The 15531-nt window shown below is 70.6% G+C and carries 14 protein-coding genes and 3 pseudogenes; 8 read left to right on the top strand and 9 right to left on the bottom strand.

All coding sequences use genetic code 11. The features are described 5' to 3' along the window. Positions 1-44 precede the first annotated feature (44 nt). The 3 genes and pseudogenes from JNO44_RS45190 to JNO44_RS27435 form a co-directional block, all read right to left on the bottom strand. Positions 45-464 (bottom strand): annotated as a pseudogene (locus tag JNO44_RS45190) (putative T7SS-secreted protein); the annotation flags it as partial. 17 nt (positions 465-481) lie between these two features. Next, the gene (locus tag JNO44_RS27430) at positions 482-820 is read right to left on the bottom strand and encodes a hypothetical protein (protein ID WP_205366508.1); all 339 of its coding nucleotides are present in this window, start codon (positions 818-820) and stop codon (positions 482-484) included. A 281-nt stretch (positions 821-1101) separates the two neighbouring features. Next, positions 1102-2802, bottom strand: a complete 1701-nt coding sequence (locus JNO44_RS27435; RefSeq protein WP_205366509.1) for a fumarate hydratase — start codon at positions 2800-2802, stop codon at positions 1102-1104. Between the two features lie 300 nt (positions 2803-3102). Between JNO44_RS27435 and JNO44_RS27440 the strand changes: the two are divergent. Together JNO44_RS27440 and JNO44_RS27445 are read left to right on the top strand one after the other, a co-directional pair. Beyond that, positions 3103-3693, top strand: a pseudogene (locus JNO44_RS27440) (DUF1707 SHOCT-like domain-containing protein); the annotation flags it as partial. 335 nt (positions 3694-4028) lie between these two features. Further along, the gene (locus JNO44_RS27445; protein WP_205366510.1) at positions 4029-4391 is read left to right on the top strand and encodes a WhiB family transcriptional regulator; all 363 of its coding nucleotides are present in this window, start codon (positions 4029-4031) and stop codon (positions 4389-4391) included. A 139-nt stretch (positions 4392-4530) separates the two neighbouring features. Here JNO44_RS27445 and glpX read toward each other — a convergent pair whose 3' ends face one another. Continuing rightward, on the bottom strand, positions 4531-5562 hold the full coding sequence (glpX, locus tag JNO44_RS27450) for a class II fructose-bisphosphatase (protein ID WP_067347294.1): 1032 nt from the start codon (positions 5560-5562) through the stop codon (positions 4531-4533). Positions 5563-5790: 228 nt separating this feature from the next. Between glpX and JNO44_RS27455 the strand changes: the two genes are divergently transcribed. Then, positions 5791-6327 carry a DUF4245 domain-containing protein gene (locus JNO44_RS27455; protein WP_205370621.1) on the top strand — a complete coding sequence of 179 codons (537 nt, stop codon included), beginning with the start codon at positions 5791-5793 and terminating at the stop codon, positions 6325-6327. 105 nt (positions 6328-6432) lie between these two features. On the opposite strand, the gene JNO44_RS27460 is transcribed toward JNO44_RS27455, so the two are convergent. The 4 genes from JNO44_RS27460 to JNO44_RS27475 form a co-directional block, all read right to left on the bottom strand. Then, positions 6433-7026, bottom strand: a complete 594-nt coding sequence (locus tag JNO44_RS27460) for a malonic semialdehyde reductase (protein ID WP_205366511.1) — start codon at positions 7024-7026, stop codon at positions 6433-6435. A 240-nt stretch (positions 7027-7266) separates the two neighbouring features. Beyond that, on the bottom strand, positions 7267-7536 hold the full coding sequence (locus tag JNO44_RS27465) for an exodeoxyribonuclease VII small subunit (protein WP_205366512.1): 270 nt from the start codon (positions 7534-7536) through the stop codon (positions 7267-7269). Positions 7537-7546: 10 nt separating this feature from the next. After that, on the bottom strand, positions 7547-8803 hold the full coding sequence (gene xseA / locus JNO44_RS27470) for an exodeoxyribonuclease VII large subunit (protein WP_205366513.1): 1257 nt from the start codon (positions 8801-8803) through the stop codon (positions 7547-7549). A 39-nt stretch (positions 8804-8842) separates the two neighbouring features. Then, complete coding sequence (locus JNO44_RS27475) at positions 8843-10228, bottom strand: APC family permease (RefSeq protein ID WP_205366514.1); 1386 nt, start codon at positions 10226-10228, stop codon at positions 8843-8845. Positions 10229-10303: 75 nt separating this feature from the next. On the opposite strand from JNO44_RS27475, the gene JNO44_RS27480 reads away from it, so the two are divergent. Further along, a complete protein-coding gene (locus JNO44_RS27480) occupies positions 10304-11305 on the top strand; it encodes a 4-hydroxy-3-methylbut-2-enyl diphosphate reductase (protein ID WP_205366515.1) in 1002 nt (333 codons plus the stop codon). A gap of 71 nt (positions 11306-11376) precedes the next feature. Continuing rightward, entirely contained in the window at positions 11377-12321 is a 945-nt protein-coding gene (gene ppgK, locus JNO44_RS27485) for a polyphosphate--glucose phosphotransferase (RefSeq protein ID WP_205366516.1), read from the top strand. A gap of 58 nt (positions 12322-12379) precedes the next feature. On the opposite strand, the pseudogene JNO44_RS44840 reads toward ppgK, so the two are convergent. Next, a pseudogene (locus tag JNO44_RS44840) lies at positions 12380-12898 on the bottom strand (DUF6542 domain-containing protein); the annotation flags it as partial. Between the two features lie 418 nt (positions 12899-13316). On the opposite strand from JNO44_RS44840, the gene ychF reads away from it, so the two are divergent. The 3 genes from ychF to JNO44_RS27500 all read left to right on the top strand — a co-directional run bounded on the left by ychF (position 13317) and on the right by JNO44_RS27500 (position 15412). Then, positions 13317-14405 carry a redox-regulated ATPase YchF gene (gene ychF / locus JNO44_RS27490; RefSeq protein ID WP_205366517.1) on the top strand — a complete coding sequence of 363 codons (1089 nt, stop codon included), beginning with the start codon at positions 13317-13319 and terminating at the stop codon, positions 14403-14405. Positions 14406-14732: 327 nt separating this feature from the next. After that, the gene (locus JNO44_RS27495) at positions 14733-15017 is read left to right on the top strand and encodes a hypothetical protein (RefSeq protein ID WP_205366518.1); all 285 of its coding nucleotides are present in this window, start codon (positions 14733-14735) and stop codon (positions 15015-15017) included. Continuing rightward, positions 14999-15412 (top strand): PIN domain-containing protein, encoded by a 414-nt coding sequence (locus JNO44_RS27500; protein WP_205366519.1) that lies wholly within the window; start codon positions 14999-15001, stop codon positions 15410-15412. The genes JNO44_RS27495 and JNO44_RS27500 overlap by 19 nt, the downstream gene beginning before the upstream one ends. The last annotated feature ends 119 nt before the right edge of the window (positions 15413-15531 follow it).

A 15531-nucleotide genomic window follows, 5' to 3' on the forward strand; every position in this document is an offset into this window, starting at 1 on the left:
CCGTCGCGGAAGATCCGCAGATCCTCGTTGCTCTCGGCTCGTTCGGCGCGCTTGCGGGCGTTCTTGGCCTCGACCTCGTACGAATGCGCCTTGGACTGCATCGCACCCAGCTGGTTCTGCCATTCCTGCAGCACGCCGTGAGCCAGCTCGAAGCTCTTGCCCGCGTCGTCAAGGAGTTTGGGAAGCGCCTCGGTCTTGGCGCGGAACGCGTCTGCGGTGGCGCCGGTCCAGCCGCCGTCGCTGATGTCGTGCAGTGTCTCCGACGCACTCGTGATGTTCTTCTGTGCCCGGCGCAGGTCCTCGACCAGGCCACTGACCGCTTGCGGGACCCCGGGTGCCGGATTGAACTGCAATCCGGAGAAGTTGCCGTTGTCCTCGTACGGGTCGCCGCCCCCGTACCCCCACAGCTGCTCACCGAGCGACACTTCTCGTTCCCCTATGTCTTTGGTTGACATCCAAGCCATGCACTGCGACCGGCCGTTCAGCCGAACGGACTGGTGGCCGCGCCCCCGCCGCCCTGGCGGGTTCCCTTCGCGAATGCCTGCTGTACGGCGCTGTCCGTCTCGTTGTACGCCCGTGCCGTGGCCTCCAAGCCCTGCTTGATGGCGTCGGTCAGCCGGGTGATCTGGTCGATGCCGTATTCCCAGGAGCTTTTGAACTCCGCCCCGGCCTTGTCGATTTGGTCGTTGCCGAGATCTCCGGTGGTCGCGCTCCGCAGATCGCCGCTCGCGTACTTCATCGACTCCGTGCAGCGTTCCAGGCGTGTCGCCAGGTAGCCCAACTCCTCGACATCGACCGTGAATTCACCCGTATTGGACATCTGCTTTCTCCCCCTTGACGTGCCGTCACCCGCCGCTCGGCCGGCGAGACTAACACGCGTGTAATTCCGCTGGTCAAGTGGATTGGGGAGGGTGTTCGGAAGGCGGCAGGAGAAGGAAAAGGTTCCAGCCATGGCGGCAGCCGGGAGAATTAGCGAAAAATTAACGGCCGCCATTCGCGCGCTGCGAATGACGGCCGTTGAACCGTACCGTCCAGGACGTTATGCGGGATGTCGTACCGGACGTTACGTCAGGGCGTTGTGCCGGCAGTGGCGCCGGGTCGTCACGCCCCCGGTCGCATCGGAATGCTGGTGAACGTCGGCGTCGTCGGCGCCGGGTCCTGGAAGAAGTCGTTGCCCTTGTCGTCGACGACGATGAAGGCGGGGAAGTCCTCGACCTCGATCTTCCAGACGGCTTCCATGCCGAGCTCCTCGTATTCGAGCACCTCGACCTTCTTGATGCAGTCCTGGGCGAGGCGGGCGGCCGGGCCGCCGATGGAGCCCAGGTAGAAGCCGCCGTGCGTGCCGCAGGCGTCGGTGACCTGCTGGGAGCGGTTGCCCTTGGCCAGCATGATCTTGGAGCCGCCGGCGGCCTGGAACTGCTCGACGTAGGCGTCCATCCGGCCGGCGGTGGTCGGGCCGAAGGAGCCGGAGGCGTAGCCCTCGGGGGTCTTGGCCGGACCGGCGTAGTAGACCGGGTGGTCCTTGAGGTACTGCGGCATCTCCTCGCCCGCGTCCAGCCGTTCCTTGATCTTGGCGTGGGCGATGTCGCGGGCGACCACCAGGGTGCCGGTGAGCGAGAGCCGGGTCTTGACCGGGTGCTTGGTCAGCTCGGCGAGGACGTCGGCCATCGGGCGGTTGAGGTCGATGGCGACCGCGTCGAGGTCGGCTCCGGCGCCCTTGGTCAGCTCCTCGTCGGTGGTGTCCGGGAGGAAGCGGGCCGGGTCGGTCTCCAGCTGCTCCAGGAAGACGCCCTCGGCGGTGATCTTGGCGACGGCCTGGCGGTCGGCGGAGCAGGAGACGGCGATGGCGACCGGGCAGGAGGCGCCGTGCCGGGGCAGACGGACGACGCGGACGTCGTGGCAGAAGTACTTGCCGCCGAACTGGGCGCCGATGCCGATCTTCTGGGTCAGCTCGAAGACCTTCTCCTCCAGCTCCTTGTCACGGAAGCCGTGGCCGGTCGGGGAGCCCTCGGCCGGCAGTTCGTCCAGGTAGTGCGCGGAGGCGTACTTGGCGGTCTTCAGCGCGTACTCGGCCGAGGTGCCGCCGACGACGATGGCCAGGTGGTACGGCGGGCAGGCGGCCGTACCGAGGGAGCGGATCTTCTGCTCCAGGAACTTCATCATGGACGCCTCGTTGAGGACGGCCTTGGTCTCCTGGAACAGGAAGGACTTGTTGGCCGAGCCGCCGCCCTTGGCCATGAAGAGGAACTTGTAGGCGCCGCCGTCGGTCGCGTACAGCTCGATCTGGGCCGGGAGGTTGGAGCCGGTGTTCTTCTCCTCCCACATGGTCAGCGGCGCCATCTGCGAGTAGCGCAGGTTGAGCTGGGTGTAGGCGTCGTAGATGCCGCGGGAGAGGGCCGCCTCGTCGCCGCCCTCGGTCAGTACCTGCTGGCCGCGCTTGCCCATGACGATCGCGGTGCCGGTGTCCTGGCACATCGGCAGCACGCCGGCCGCGGCGATGTTGGCGTTCTTGAGCAGGTCCAGGGCGACGAAGCGGTCGTTGGCGCTGGCCTCCGGGTCGTCCAGGATCTTGCGCAGCTGGGCCAGGTGGGTCGGGCGCAGGTAGTGCGCAATGTCGTGCATCGCCTCGGCGGCGAGCTTGCGCAGCGCCTCCGGCTCGACCTTGAGGAACGTCCGGCCGTCGGCTTCGAAGGTGCTGACGCCCTCCGAAGTGACCAGGCGGTAGGGGGTGTTGTCCTCGCCGGTGGGAAGCAGGTCGGTATAGGCGAATTCCGGGTGGGCCGGGCGGGAGGAGGCGGCCATGGGGGATATGTCCTTACTCGGAGGGATGGTGGCTGGCTTCTACGGCAGCGCCTGAACAGCGTAGAACCCCGGCGTCGGGCCGCCGCTGTGAGGTAGGGCTCAGTCCCTGCAGACGCGCCCCCGTTCCACTAGTCGCGATCTATCGCGTTTCGGTAGGCTGTGGTCGTGGACGCTTCAGGAAACGGGGGACGACCGGGCCCCGAGACCCCGCCCGGGCCGCTTGCACAGCCGGACCAGCAGGTGGTGAAACTGACCAAGGGTGAGGCGAAGCCGCAGGGCAGGCCGGTGGCCCAGGCCGAGATGCGGGCCTCGGACGCGGACCGCGACCGGGTCGCGGAGATCCTGCGGGAGGCGCTGGCCGAGGGCCGGCTGGACGCCGAGGAGCACGCCGAGCGGATCGACGCCGTCTACCGCGCCAAGACCCTCGGCGAGCTGGAGCCCGTCGTGCGGGACCTGCCCGCCGCCGGCGCCCGGCCGCAGCCGGCCGCGGATGCCTACGAGTACGGCCCGGCCGGCCCGGAGGCCGACCAGAACCTCGTCGCGATCTTCAGCGCGGCCAACCGCAAGGGCCGCTGGCGGGTCCCGCGGCGGATCAACGCGGTCGCGATCTTCGGCAGCGTGGAGATCGACCTGACCGAGGCGGTCTTCCCGCAGCAGCGGGTGCAGATCAACGTCACCTCCGTCTTCGGCAGCGTCGAGGTCCGGGTGCCGGAGAACATCACCCTGCGCAGCAGCGGCTCCGGGATCCTGGGCTCCTTCGAGGTGGAGACCCACGAGGCGGAGGACGGCAACGCCCCCGAGGTGGACGTGAACGGCTTCGCGCTGCTGGGCAGCGTGGAGGCCAAGCCCAAGCGCGGCGCCTGGATCCGCGATCTGCGGGACCGGCTGCGCGGCGACCGGCGCGAGCGGATGGACGAGCTGCGCGCCGAGCGGCACGAACGGATGGACGAGCTCCGCGCCGAGCGGCACGAACGGATGGACCAACTGCGGGCGGAGCGCCACGAGCGGTGGGAGGAGCGCCGCAGGCGCCGCCGACTCGGTTAGTCGCAGGGGCCGTTGCGACACCGGTCGTCAGGTCCTCGATCGCCACGGTGTGCATAAGCCCGCGTACAGCGGGTAGGGCTGGTGCATCGTCTCTCGTACGGCTGCGGGGTGCGAAAAAGGCCGTGCGCAGCGAGACGGGCAAGGGTGATTTCTCTCGCCGAAGCCGTCGTCAGGAGTAGACCGTGCTGCTACCGCATCAGCCCCTGCAGGATGCCGCTGTCGTCCCGTCCCAGCGAGGGCACGCGCGTGACGAGGCCGGCCCCTGGCATTCGGAGGCGGTGTGCCGCCGGGACGAGGCCGGGCTCTTCTTCGCCCCCTCCAAGGAGCCCACCGCCGCACGGCTGGCCAGGGAGGAAGCCGCGAAGCGGGTCTGCGCCCGCTGCCCGGTGATGGTCGAGTGCCGGGAGCACGCCCTGCTCCAGCCGGAGCCGTACGGCGTCTGGGGCGGGCTGACGGCCGCCGAGCGCCGGGTGGTGCTGACCCGCAGGCGGCGCCGGGAGAACGAACTGCAGCGGGCCGCCGCCCCGGTGCCCGCGGCCGGCTGACCGCACGCGAGTCCGCACGGGCTCCCGCACCCGCGGCTGGGCGCACCTCCCAGCGGCAGCTGGGGGAGCAGCTCGCCCCCGCCGGAAGTCGCTTCCGACGGGGGCGAGTTGCGTGCCCGGCCGGCCCGGCCGGCCCGGATCAGCTCGGGCGCTCGAAGTCGATCGAGCTGTAGGCCCGCAGCTTGGAGAGGCGGTGCTCGGAGTCGATCTGGCGGATGGTGCCGGACTTGGAGCGCATCACCAGGGACTGGGTGTAGGCGGTCTCCGCGCGGTAGCGGACGCCGCGCAGCAGTTCGCCGTCGGTGATGCCGGTGGCGACGAAGAAGACGTTGTCACCGCGGACCAGGTCCTCGATCTGCAGGACCTTGTCCAGGTCGTGGCCGGCGTCGATGGCGCGCTGCCGCTCGTCGTCGTCCTTCGGCCACAGCTTCCCCTGGAAGGTGCCGCCCATGCACTTCAGCGCACAGGCCGCGATGATGCCCTCGGGCGTGCCGCCGATGCCCAGCAGCAGGTCCACGCCGGTGCCCTCGCGGGCCGCCATGATCGCGCCGGCGACATCGCCGTCGGAGATGAACTTGATCCGCGCGCCGGCCTCCCGGACCTCCTTGACCAGGCCCTCGTGGCGCGGCCGGTCCAGGATGACGACGGTGACGTCCTCGACGGCGGACTTCTTCGCCTTGGCGATCCGCTTGATGTTCACGGCCACCGGGGCGGTGATGTCGACGAAGTCCGCCGCCTCCGGGCCGGTGGCGAGCTTGTCCATGTAGAAGACCGCGGACGGGTCGAACATCGAGCCCCGCTCGGCGACCGCCATCACGGAGACCGCGTTGGCCATGCCCTTGGCGGTCAGCGTGGTGCCGTCCACCGGGTCCACGGCCACGTCGCACTCCGGGCCGGTGCCGTCGCCGACCCGCTCGCCGTTGTAGAGCATCGGGGCGTTGTCCTTCTCGCCCTCCCCGATGACCACGACGCCGTTCATGGAGACGGTGTGGATCAGGGCGCGCATGGCCTTCACCGCCGCGCCGTCCGCGCCGTTCTTGTCACCACGTCCGACCCAGCGGCCCGATGCCATGGCACCGGCCTCGGTCACCCGGACCAGCTCCAGGGCGAGGTTGCGGTCCGGCGCCTCCGGGCTGACCTCGAGTTGGGACGGCAGATGATGCTCGGTCATCGAGCGCACCTTTCTGTACGGCGACGGCCGGATTGATGAGGGTGCTCATGACTTTATCGGTAGGTCGCGAAAATGAGCAGGGGGGGCTTCGCATGAGCAAGCCACTGGCCGGGTAACGCCCACGCCGCCCGGTATCCGGACGCCGCTCCGTTTGCACAGGTGGGTGGGGTCCGAGGGGGCCGCGTCCGGTCGCCGACGGGCATAGGGGACCATAGGGACGTGGCTGGTATGCGAGGCAGGCAAAGAGTGACGGACATGGTTCTGTCGCTGGCGGTGATCGGCGTCCTGGTCGGGGCGATCTACTTCTTCATCCCGCACGACGACAGTGCGACCGCGGAGAAGAACGCGGTGCAGACCGTCGACACCCGTGTCGAGATCATCACCGCCCGACGCGCCGCCCCGTACCCGGTCGCCGCCCCCGAGAACCTGCCCAAGACCTGGCGGACCACCTCCGTGACCTACAAGGCCAGCAACGACGGCAAGGGCGGCGCCTGGCACCTGGGGCTGCTCGACCCGGAGCAGCAGTACGCGGCCGTCGAGCAGAGCGATGCGCCCGCCAAGCAGTTCATCCAGGACGTGACGCTGGGTGCGACCAAGGTCGCCGGCCGGCAGGCCGTCGGCGGCAAGAAGTGGGATCGCTACGAGGGCGACACCTACAAGGCGTTGGTCAACGAGGAGCCGGGGGTGACCACGGTCGTCACCGGCACCGCGCCGTACGGGCGGCTGGCGGAGCTGGCCGGGGCCCTGGTCGCCAAGAAGGGCTGAGCGGTCGGCCCGCCCCGTTCGCCGGGCGCGCCGCAGGAGCAACGACGAGGCCGCCGCACCCGGGTGGGGTGCGGCGGCCTCGTGCTGCGTCGGGCCGGGGGCGGCTCAGACGGTGGTCGCGGCCTCGTCGAAGGACAGGCGGGGGGAGCGCGGGAAGAAGGCGTCCGCGCCCGGCTTGCCGAGGTTGATGACCAGGAAGGACTTCTGCTTGCCGTCGCCGAAGAACTCCTTGTCGACGCCGGTGAAGTCGAAGCCGGTCATCGGGCCGGCGGCCAGGCCGGCGGCGCGGATGCCGAGGATGAAGTAGCCGGCCTGGAGGGTGGCGTTCTGGGTGCCGGCGACCTCGCGGTACCCGGCCTCGGAGAAGAAGTCGTCCTTGACGTTCGGCAGGGCCGGGAAGAGCCGCGGCAGCTTCTCGTGGAAGTCCAGGTCGACGGAGAGCACCACGGTCAGCGGCGCGGCCAGCGTCTTCGAGCCGTTGGCGCCCATGGCGTGCGCGACCAGGCGCTTACGGGCGTCCTCGGAACGGACCAGGGTGATCCGCAGCGGCGACTGGTTGAAGGCGGTCGGGGCGTACTTCACCAGGTCGTAGATGGCCTGGACCTGCTCGTCCGTCACCGGCTCGTCCGTGAACGTGTTGGCGGTCTGGGCCTCGCGGAAGAGGAGGTCCTGGGCGGCTGCGTCAAGGGCGAGAGACATCGGGGCACCTCGGGCTTGGGGTGGTTACGGATCTTCGAAGACTGTGCTGTCTACGGGAACCACTCTAACCGAGATAGATTAAAGTTCAACTAACGGCTGGAAAGTGTGAGGCGCTTCACAGGGTGGGACCGGCCTTCCGGATTCCGGAATCCGGAAGGCCGCTCGGGGTCGCCGCCGCTCGGGACGAGGGGCTCGGGTTCACCCCCTGGTTCGGCCCTACTCCTACGCGCGCTCCTACGCCTACTCCTGCTCCGCTGCGCCGTTCTCCGGCGACCCCTCGGCCAGTGTCGCGTCCAGGCGCGCCCGGGCGCCGTCCAGCCAGCGGCGGCACACCTTCGCCAGCTCCTCGCCGCGCTCCCACAGGGCGAGCGACTCCTCCAGCGTCGTGCCGCCCGCCTCCAGGCGGCGGACGACCTCGATCAGTTCGTCCCGCGCCTGCTCGTAGCCGAGGGTGGAATCCACCGGCGCTCCGCCGGCCGCCTCGTCCACCACGTCATCCGTCTTCGCCATGTCTCCCACCCTATGAGTCCGCCCTGGTCGGAACCGTCTGCTCGAAATCCGCACCCGGGACCGCGGCCACCCGCACCCGGAACTCGCCCTCGGCCACCCGGGCCCGCAGCTCCTCGTCCACCGCCACCTCGGACGGTGCGCGCACCGCCGCCCCGTCCGGCCGCTGGAGCACCGCGTAACCGCGCTGGAGGGTCGCCTTGGGGGAGAGCGCCACCACCCGCGCCAACGTGTGCACCAGCTCGGAATCGGCGCGGTCCAGCAGATGGCCCAGCGTCCGTCGGCCGCGCTCCAGCAGGGCGGTGACCTGCTCCTCGCGCTGCTCCACCATCCGCTGCGGATGCTGTATCGACGGGCGCTGCAGCGCGGCCGCAAGGCCCCGCTCCTCGCGGTCCAGGAAGCCGCCGAGCGCGCGCCGGGCCCGCTCCCGCAGCTGGTGGACCCGGGTCAGCTCCTCGCCCACGTCCGGCACCACCTTCTTCGCCGCGTCCGTCGGCGTCGAGGCGCGCAGATCGGCGACCAGGTCCAGCAGCGGGCTGTCCGGCTCGTGGCCGATCGCCGAGACCACCGGCGTGCGCGCCTCCGCCACCGCCCGCACCAACTGCTCGTCGGAGAACGGCAGCAGGTCCTCCACGCTGCCGCCGCCGCGCGCCACGATGATCACGTCCACCTCGGGCAGCGCGTCCAGCTCCTGCACCGCGGCGATCACCTGTGGCACCGCGTGCACCCCCTGCACCGGCACATTGCGCACCTCGAAGCGGACCGCCGGCCAGCGGTGCCGGGCGTTCTCCAGCACATCGCGCTCGGCGGCGCTGGCCCGGCCGCAGACCAGCCCGATCAGCTGCGGCAGGAACGGCAGCGGGCGCTTGCGCTCCGCCGCGAACAGCCCCTCGGCGGTCAGCGTCCGCTTCAACTGCTCCAGCCTGGCGAGGAGTTCACCCACCCCGACCGGTCGGATCTCGGCGGCCCGCAGCGACAGCTGACCGCGCGGGGCGTACCACTCCGGCTTGGCGTGCACCACCACTCGGGCGCCCTCGCTCACCACCTCGGAGACCTTGTCGAAGACCTGGCGGTAGCACGTCACGCTCACCGAGATGTCGTACGACGGGTCCCGCAGCGTCAGGAACACCACGCCCGCGCCCGGCCGCCGCGAGAGCTGGGTGATCTGCCCCTCGACCCACACCGCGCCGAGCCGGTCGATCCACCCGCCGATGAGTCGGGACACCTCGCCGACCGGGATCGGCGCTTCCGGAGACGTAGAGACAGCCATACGAGCGAGAGTAGCGGCGGCCACCGACAGTGCCGGGCCTCACGCGTCGGACGGACCGGCGCCGGCCCTCGCGTGCTGCACCGCCAGCACCACCAGACCCACCAACAGCCAGACGCCGCCCACGATCTGCGCGGTCGGGGACGCCTCGACGACCACCGCGACCACCACCGCCAGCCCCAGCAGCGGCACCACCACATGCCGCAGCACGCTCGGCGGCGCCCCCTGCCTGCGGAACCGGAACCACCCGATCACCGAGGCGTGCAGCAGCGCGAACGCGCTCAGCGCGCCGACGTTCACGATCGACGACAGCCGGTCCAGACCGTCGTCCCGGGCGGCCGCCCAGACCGCCGCCACCAGCGTCACCAGCGCCGCCCCCAACAGCGCCCGGCGCGGCACCCCGCTGCCCACGTCCACCTTCGCCATCGCCCCCGGCAGCCGCCGGTCCCGGGCCATCGCGAACAGCAGCCGGCCGGCCGCGGCCTGCCCGGCCAGCGCCGCGAACGCCGCCCCGATCGCCTTGCTCACCGCCACCAGGTCGTGCAGCCAGCCGCCCACCGCGGAGTCCACCGTCATATAGAACGCGGCCCCCTGCTCTCCTGGTTTCGCGGCCAGCTCCGCGGCGCTCATCGGGGCCAGCAGCGCCGCCAGGTACGTCTGCACCGCGAACAGCACCCCGGCCACCACCAGGCACGTCACCACGGCCCGCGCCACCCGCCGCGAACCTCCGGAAGCCTCCTCCGCGAACGACGCGATCGCGTCGAAGCCCAGATACGACAGCACCGCCACCGACACCGCCGCCAGCACCGCGTCGAGCGAGAAGCCGCCCTCCCCGGTCAGCGGCACCGCCCAGCCGCGCTGCGCCCCATGCGCGGCCAGTGCCCACACCGCCGTCACCACGAAGACCACCAGCACCGCGATCTCCAGCGCCAGCACCGCGAACCCGACCACCGCCGCGGTCCGCACCCCCCAGAGGTTCAGCAGTGTGGTGACCACCACCGCGACCGCCGTCCACACCCACTGGTGCACCTGCGGCACCAGGGCGTGCAGCGCGATCCCGGAGAACAAGTACGCCACCGCCGGGATCAGCAGGTAGTCCAACATCGCCATCCACCCGGCGACGAACCCCGCGCCTTCACCCAGGCCGACCCGGGCGTACGCGTAGACCGAGCCGGCCTTAGGGACGACCCGCACCATCTGGGCGTAGGAATACGCGGTGAAGGCCATCGCCACCGTGGCGACGACGTAGACGGCCGTGATCGCGCCGCGCGACGTGGCCTGGAGGGTGCCGAAGATCCCCACCGGCGCCATCGGGGCGATGAACAACAGCCCGTACACGACCAGATCCCGGAACGACAGCGTCCGCCGCAGCGCTCCGGTGCCGTCGTGCGCCCTCTCACCAACGGTCGCGCCGCCCATACCCGGCATCCCGCCTCCTCACCCGTGCTCCGCACCAGTCTGGGCCACCGCCGCGATCACCCCATGCCGAGGCGCGGCCGTACGATGGGACCCATGTCTGCTACTCCCGGTCCGCAGCCCAGCCGCAAGGTCCTCCTCGCCGCCCCGCGCGGCTACTGCGCGGGCGTGGACCGCGCCGTGATCGCCGTCGAGAAAGCCCTCGAACAGTACGGCGCCCCGGTCTACGTGCGCCACGAGATCGTCCACAACAAGTACGTGGTGAAGACCCTGGAGAAGAAGGGCGCGATCTTCGTCGAGGAGACGGAGGAGGTGCCCGAGGGCAACATCGTCATCTTCTCCGCGCACGGCGTCGCCCCCGTCGTCCACGAGGAGGCCGAGCGCGGCAAGCTCGCCACCATCGACGCGACCTGCCCCCTGGTCACCAAGGTCCACAAGGAGGCCGTCCGCTTCGCCAAGGAGGACTACGACATCCTCCTGATCGGCCATGAGGGCCACGAGGAGGTCATCGGCACCAGCGGCGAGGCCCCCGAGCACATCCAGCTCGTCGACGGCCCCAAGGACGTCGCGAACGTCGAGGTCCGCGACCCGGAAAAGGTCGTCTGGCTCTCCCAGACCACGCTCTCCGTGGACGAGACCATGGAGACCGTAGACGCCCTCAAGGGCCGCTTCCCCAACCTCCTCTCGCCGCCCAGCGACGACATCTGCTACGCCACCCAGAACCGCCAGATCGCGGTCAAGCAGATGGGCGCCCACGCCGACCTCGTCATCGTCGTCGGCTCCCGGAACTCCTCGAACTCCAAGCGCCTGGTCGAGGTCGCCCTCGGCGCCGGCGCCACCGCGTCCTACCTGGTCGACTACGCCGAGGAGATCGACGAGAGCTGGCTGGAGGGCGTGACCACGGTCGGCGTCACCTCCGGCGCCTCCGTCCCCGAGATCCTGGTCGACGGGGTCCTGGAGTGGCTGGCCGCCCGCGGCTTCGACGACGTCGAGACGATCACCGCCGCCGAGGAGTCGATCGCCTTCTCGCTGCCCAAGGAGCTCCGCCGCGACCTGCGCGCCGAGGCCAAGGCCGCCGTCGAGGACTGATCGCCCCGTCGCCCGCCCGCCGTCTCGCCATACCGGGAGCGGCGGGCGGAGTACGCGCCTAGCCTTTTCCCATGAGGGTCTTCGGTGTGGACATCGGCGGATCGGGCATCAAAGGCGCCCCGGTCGATCTGGAACGCGGCGAGCTGGTCGACGAGCGTTACAAGGTGCTGACGCCGCACCCGGCCACCCCCGAGGCGGTCGCCGACTGCGTCAAGGAGGTCGTGGACCACTTCGGGTGGACCGGCCCGGTCGGCGCGACCTTCCCCGGCGTGGTCACCGGCGGGACGACCAGGACGGCCGCCAACGTCGACAAGCGTTGGATCGGCACGGACGCCGCCGCGCTGCTCACCGGCCGACTCGGCGGCGACACCGGCGGCAGCCCGGTCACCCTGCTCAACGACGCGGACGCCGCGGGCCTGGCCGAGATGCAGTTCGGTGCCGGCCGGGGCCGCACCGGCACGGTCATCGTCCTCACCTTCGGCACCGGCATCGGCAGCGCCGTCTTCATCGACGGCCGGCTGGTCCCCAACACCGAGCTGGGCCACCTGGAACTGCACGGCCACGACGCCGAGAAGCGTGCCTCGACCAAGGCCAAGGAGGACGAGGAGCTCAACTGGCAGCAGTGGGCGCACCGGGTCCAGAAGTACCTCGCCCATGTGGAGATGCTCTTCTCGCCCGCCCTGTTCGTGATCGGCGGCGGGGTGAGCCGCAAGGCGGAGAAGTTCCTGCCGCTGATCGAGGGGATCAGGGCGGAGATCGTGCCGGCGCGGCTGCAGAACAACGCCGGGATCGTGGGGGCCGCCATGGCCGCGCGGCCCCCCTCCGCCGCCGGCTCCACCGGGGCCGCCCAGGCCGCGCCCGCTACCGGCGCGCCGCCTGCCGCGGGCGGCTCCCCGGCCGGGAACGGTCCGGGGCCCGCGGCACGGACCCGTCCGGCACAGGGACCGACGCCCGCGGACCGGGCCCCGAGTGCCGCTGTCGACTCACCGGTCGGCTGGCCCGACGGCCGGCGATGAGCAGCGCCTTACGGACCAGCACCAGCAGCGCACAGACCAGCGTGCCCCCGTAGAGCCACCCGGCGTTCAGGGCCAGGACGGTGAAGACGCCGATCAGCAGCCCGGTGAGGCCGGCGGGGCCGTGCTGCACCGGCAGCGTGCCGACGGCGAACGCGATCGGCAGCGCGACCGGCGCGGCGACCAGGTCCAGGGGCCGCACCCATGCCCCGGCCGCCACGCTGACCAGCAGGAAGAACACCCCGTACGCGGTCTGCGTGCCGCCGAACAGCCAGCGGTCCAGGAAACCGAAGGCCAGCAGCGCGGCGGTGGCCAGCAGCCCGCAGCCGAGGCCGGTGAGCTTGGCGGCCGGCATCCTGCGGAGCAGCCCGGCCACCGGGGCGGGCGCCGGGGGACGCCGCGGGCCCGCCCGGTAGACGGCCGCGACCTCCTCGCCCTCGGGGGGCGGCCCGGCGGTCGGCCGCGGCATCCACTCGCCCGCCCGCACGGCCGACGCTCGGAACTCCGCCGGCGTGGGGGCGTAGCCGCGGGGCGTGACCTCGGTGCCGGCCGGTACCGACGCATAGCCGGACGCCCGCATCGCGGACAGGAAGGCGTCGTCGGGATCGGGCCCCACGGCCTCCGCGGGGCGTGGGAGCCGGGCGTCCCGCCCGGTGTCCGGGCCGCCGCCGTGCGGCCGGCCGTGCGGGGACGTGCGCGCTTCGGTTTCCTCCACGTGTTGCTCCACTCGGCCACGGTAGGCCGCTAAGTGGGATTAATCGGTCATGGGACACGCGCTTTGACCTCCCATGGGGGCACTGTTAGGCGGCCCGGCGCACGCCACCGGGGCACGCGGCGCGGCGGGCGCCCTCCCCGGCGCCGCATGCGGTCCGCCCGGCCCGGCGGGGCCCGCCCAGTAGACTGGGGGATCGGCCCTCCTCGGCCAGGCCCGGTCCCGCCGGCCGGATCCGGGAAGCGGCCCGCCCTTCGCCCACCTCCAGCTCCGGGAAGTCGCCACCGTGTCGCTCACGATCGGAATCGTCGGTCTGCCCAATGTCGGCAAGTCGACCCTGTTCAATGCCCTGACCAAGAACGACGTGCTGGCGGCCAACTACCCGTTCGCCACCATCGAGCCGAACGTCGGCGTGGTCGGCGTCCCGGACTCCCGCCTCACCAAGCTCGCCGAGATCTTCGGCTCCGCGCGGTTGCTGCCCGCCACCGTCGACTTCGTCGACATCGCCGGCATCGTCCGGGGCGCCTCCGAGGGCGAGGGCCTGGGCAACAAGTTCCTCGCCAACATCCGCGAGTCCGACGCGATCTGCCAGGTCATTCGCGCCTTCAAGGACGAGAACGTCGTCCACGTCGACGGCAAGGTCTCGCCCAAGAGCGACATCGAGACCATCAACACCGAGCTGATCCTCGCCGACCTCCAGACCATCGAGAAGGTGCTGCCGCGCCTCCAGAAGGAGTCGCGGATCAAGAAGGACGTGGCCCCCAAGGTCAAGGCCGTCGAGGAGGTCAAGGCCATCCTGGAGGAGGGCCGCACCCTCTTCGCCGCCGGCTACGTCCAGGGCACCGAGAAGACCGAGCTGCTGCACGACCTGCACCTCCTCACCACCAAGCCCTTCCTCTACGTCTTCAACGTCGACGAGGAAGAGCTCACCGACGAGGACTTCAAGAACGAGCAGCGGGCCCTGGTCGCCCCCGCCGAGGCGATCTTCCTCAACGCCAAGCTGGAGGCCGACCTCGCCGAGCTGGACGACGAGGAGGCCCTGGAGCTCCTGCAGTCCGTCGGCCAGGAGGAGCCCGGCCTGGCCACCCTCGCCCGCGTCGGCTTCGACACCCTGGGTCTGCAGACGTACCTGACCGCCGGCCCCAAGGAGAGCCGCGCCTGGACGATCAAGAAGGGCGCCACCGCCCCCGAGGCCGCCGGAGTCATCCACACCGACTTCCAGAAGGGCTTCATCAAGGCCGAGGTCGTCTCCTTCGCCGACCTGGTCGAGACCGGCTCCGTCGCCGAAGCCCGCTCCGCCGGCAAGGCCCGCATGGAGGGCAAGGAATACGTCATGCAGGACGGGGACGTGGTGGAGTTCCGTTTCAATGTGTAGCGGCTGACATATCACCACGTCGCTGATCTGGCAAACGTGCAGGTCAGAAGGGGCCCCGACTCTTCGGAGTCGGGTCCTTTGTTTTTTCCGTGCTGGGATGGTGCTGGGATAGCTGGCCCCTCGTCACCTGTCGTCATCCCTGGTCATCCGTACCGTGCTGGGATTGTGATGGGGCGGGATGAGGGCGCCCGTGCTGGGTTTCGGATGTTGCGCTGCCCGATGTGGGAGCGAGCGGAGAGGGTCCATGCGCACACCTTCTTCACGGCTCTGAGGCTCCGCACAGGTCTGGGCGTAGCACTTTTCCTACTCGTTTGACACACTCGGGGCATGGGTGAGACGACGTACAGCATCGGAGAAGGGCCAGCGACACGGGTGAGCCTGTCGCTGCCGGAGGGGACCGCGGAGGCGATCCGGGCGCGGGTGGGCAAGCGGGAGTTCTCGGCGTTCATCGCTGAGGCGGTCGAGCGTGAGCTGCGTGGCCAGGTCCTTGACGAGTACTTGGCGGACTACGAGAGCCGCAAGGGGCCGGTCTCTGAGCAGGCCCGGCAGCGGGCGCGCCAGGTCTTCGACGAGGTGTTCGCCGAGGAGGCCGAGTGGCCCGCCGCAGGCTGAGTCACGAGGGGACGCTGATCCTCGACAGTGAGGGGCTCTCGAAGCTACTCGCCGACGACGAGCAGGTGGTGGCTCTGATTGCCGAGGCGCGCTCGCGCGGCATGGAGGTCGTGATCAGTGCGCTCACCATCATCGAGGCTGTCCACTCGCGTACGAACAAGTCCCGCCTGAACTGGGTGCTCTCCGGGCTGCGGGTCGTCCCGGTGGGCGACGAGGAGGCGAGAGCGGCCTCGAAGCTGCTGATGGAGGCAGGTTTGCACGGGCACAAGTACGCGATCGATGCGGCGGTCGCTGAGGCCGCGCTGCGCCAGCACCGCCCCGTGGTCATGTTGACCTCCGATATCGACGACATGGTCAAGCTCTGCGGCGATCGGGTCCGGCTCGTGGCGGTCTGACTTCCCCTGTCCGCGGTGCGACAGGGCAGTGCTCGATAAGGTCAGGCGAATTTTCACAGGTGAGGTGCTGATCGTCGCTTTGCTGCCTTTCGACGGGCGTCAGGGCGTGGTGGTGGATC

The sequence above is a fragment of the Streptomyces noursei genome (assembly GCF_016917755.1).
Taxonomy (GTDB): Bacteria; Actinomycetota; Actinomycetes; order Streptomycetales; family Streptomycetaceae; genus Streptomyces; species Streptomyces yunnanensis.

Bases quoted from the DNA above. Each gene is read 5' to 3' on its own strand.
- ppgK (WP_205366516.1), top strand. From the start codon at position 11,377: ATGAGGGTCTTCGGTGTGGACATCGGCGGATCGGGCATCAAAGGCGCC.
- JNO44_RS27455 (WP_205370621.1), top strand. From the start codon at position 5,791: ATGCGAGGCAGGCAAAGAGTGACGGACATGGTTCTGTCGCTGGCGGTG.
- xseA (WP_205366513.1), bottom strand. From the start codon at position 8,803: ATGGCTGTCTCTACGTCTCCGGAAGCGCCGATCCCGGTCGGCGAGGTG.
- JNO44_RS27495 (WP_205366518.1), top strand. From the start codon at position 14,733: ATGGGTGAGACGACGTACAGCATCGGAGAAGGGCCAGCGACACGGGTG.
- glpX (WP_067347294.1), bottom strand. From the start codon at position 5,562: ATGACCGAGCATCATCTGCCGTCCCAACTCGAGGTCAGCCCGGAGGCG.
- JNO44_RS27430 (WP_205366508.1), bottom strand. From the start codon at position 820: ATGTCCAATACGGGTGAATTCACGGTCGATGTCGAGGAGTTGGGCTAC.
- JNO44_RS27475 (WP_205366514.1), bottom strand. From the start codon at position 10,228: ATGCCGGGTATGGGCGGCGCGACCGTTGGTGAGAGGGCGCACGACGGC.
- JNO44_RS27465 (WP_205366512.1), bottom strand. From the start codon at position 7,536: ATGGCGAAGACGGATGACGTGGTGGACGAGGCGGCCGGCGGAGCGCCG.
- JNO44_RS27480 (WP_205366515.1), top strand. From the start codon at position 10,304: ATGGGACCCATGTCTGCTACTCCCGGTCCGCAGCCCAGCCGCAAGGTC.
- JNO44_RS27460 (WP_205366511.1), bottom strand. From the start codon at position 7,026: ATGTCTCTCGCCCTTGACGCAGCCGCCCAGGACCTCCTCTTCCGCGAG.
- JNO44_RS27435 (WP_205366509.1), bottom strand. From the start codon at position 2,802: ATGGCCGCCTCCTCCCGCCCGGCCCACCCGGAATTCGCCTATACCGAC.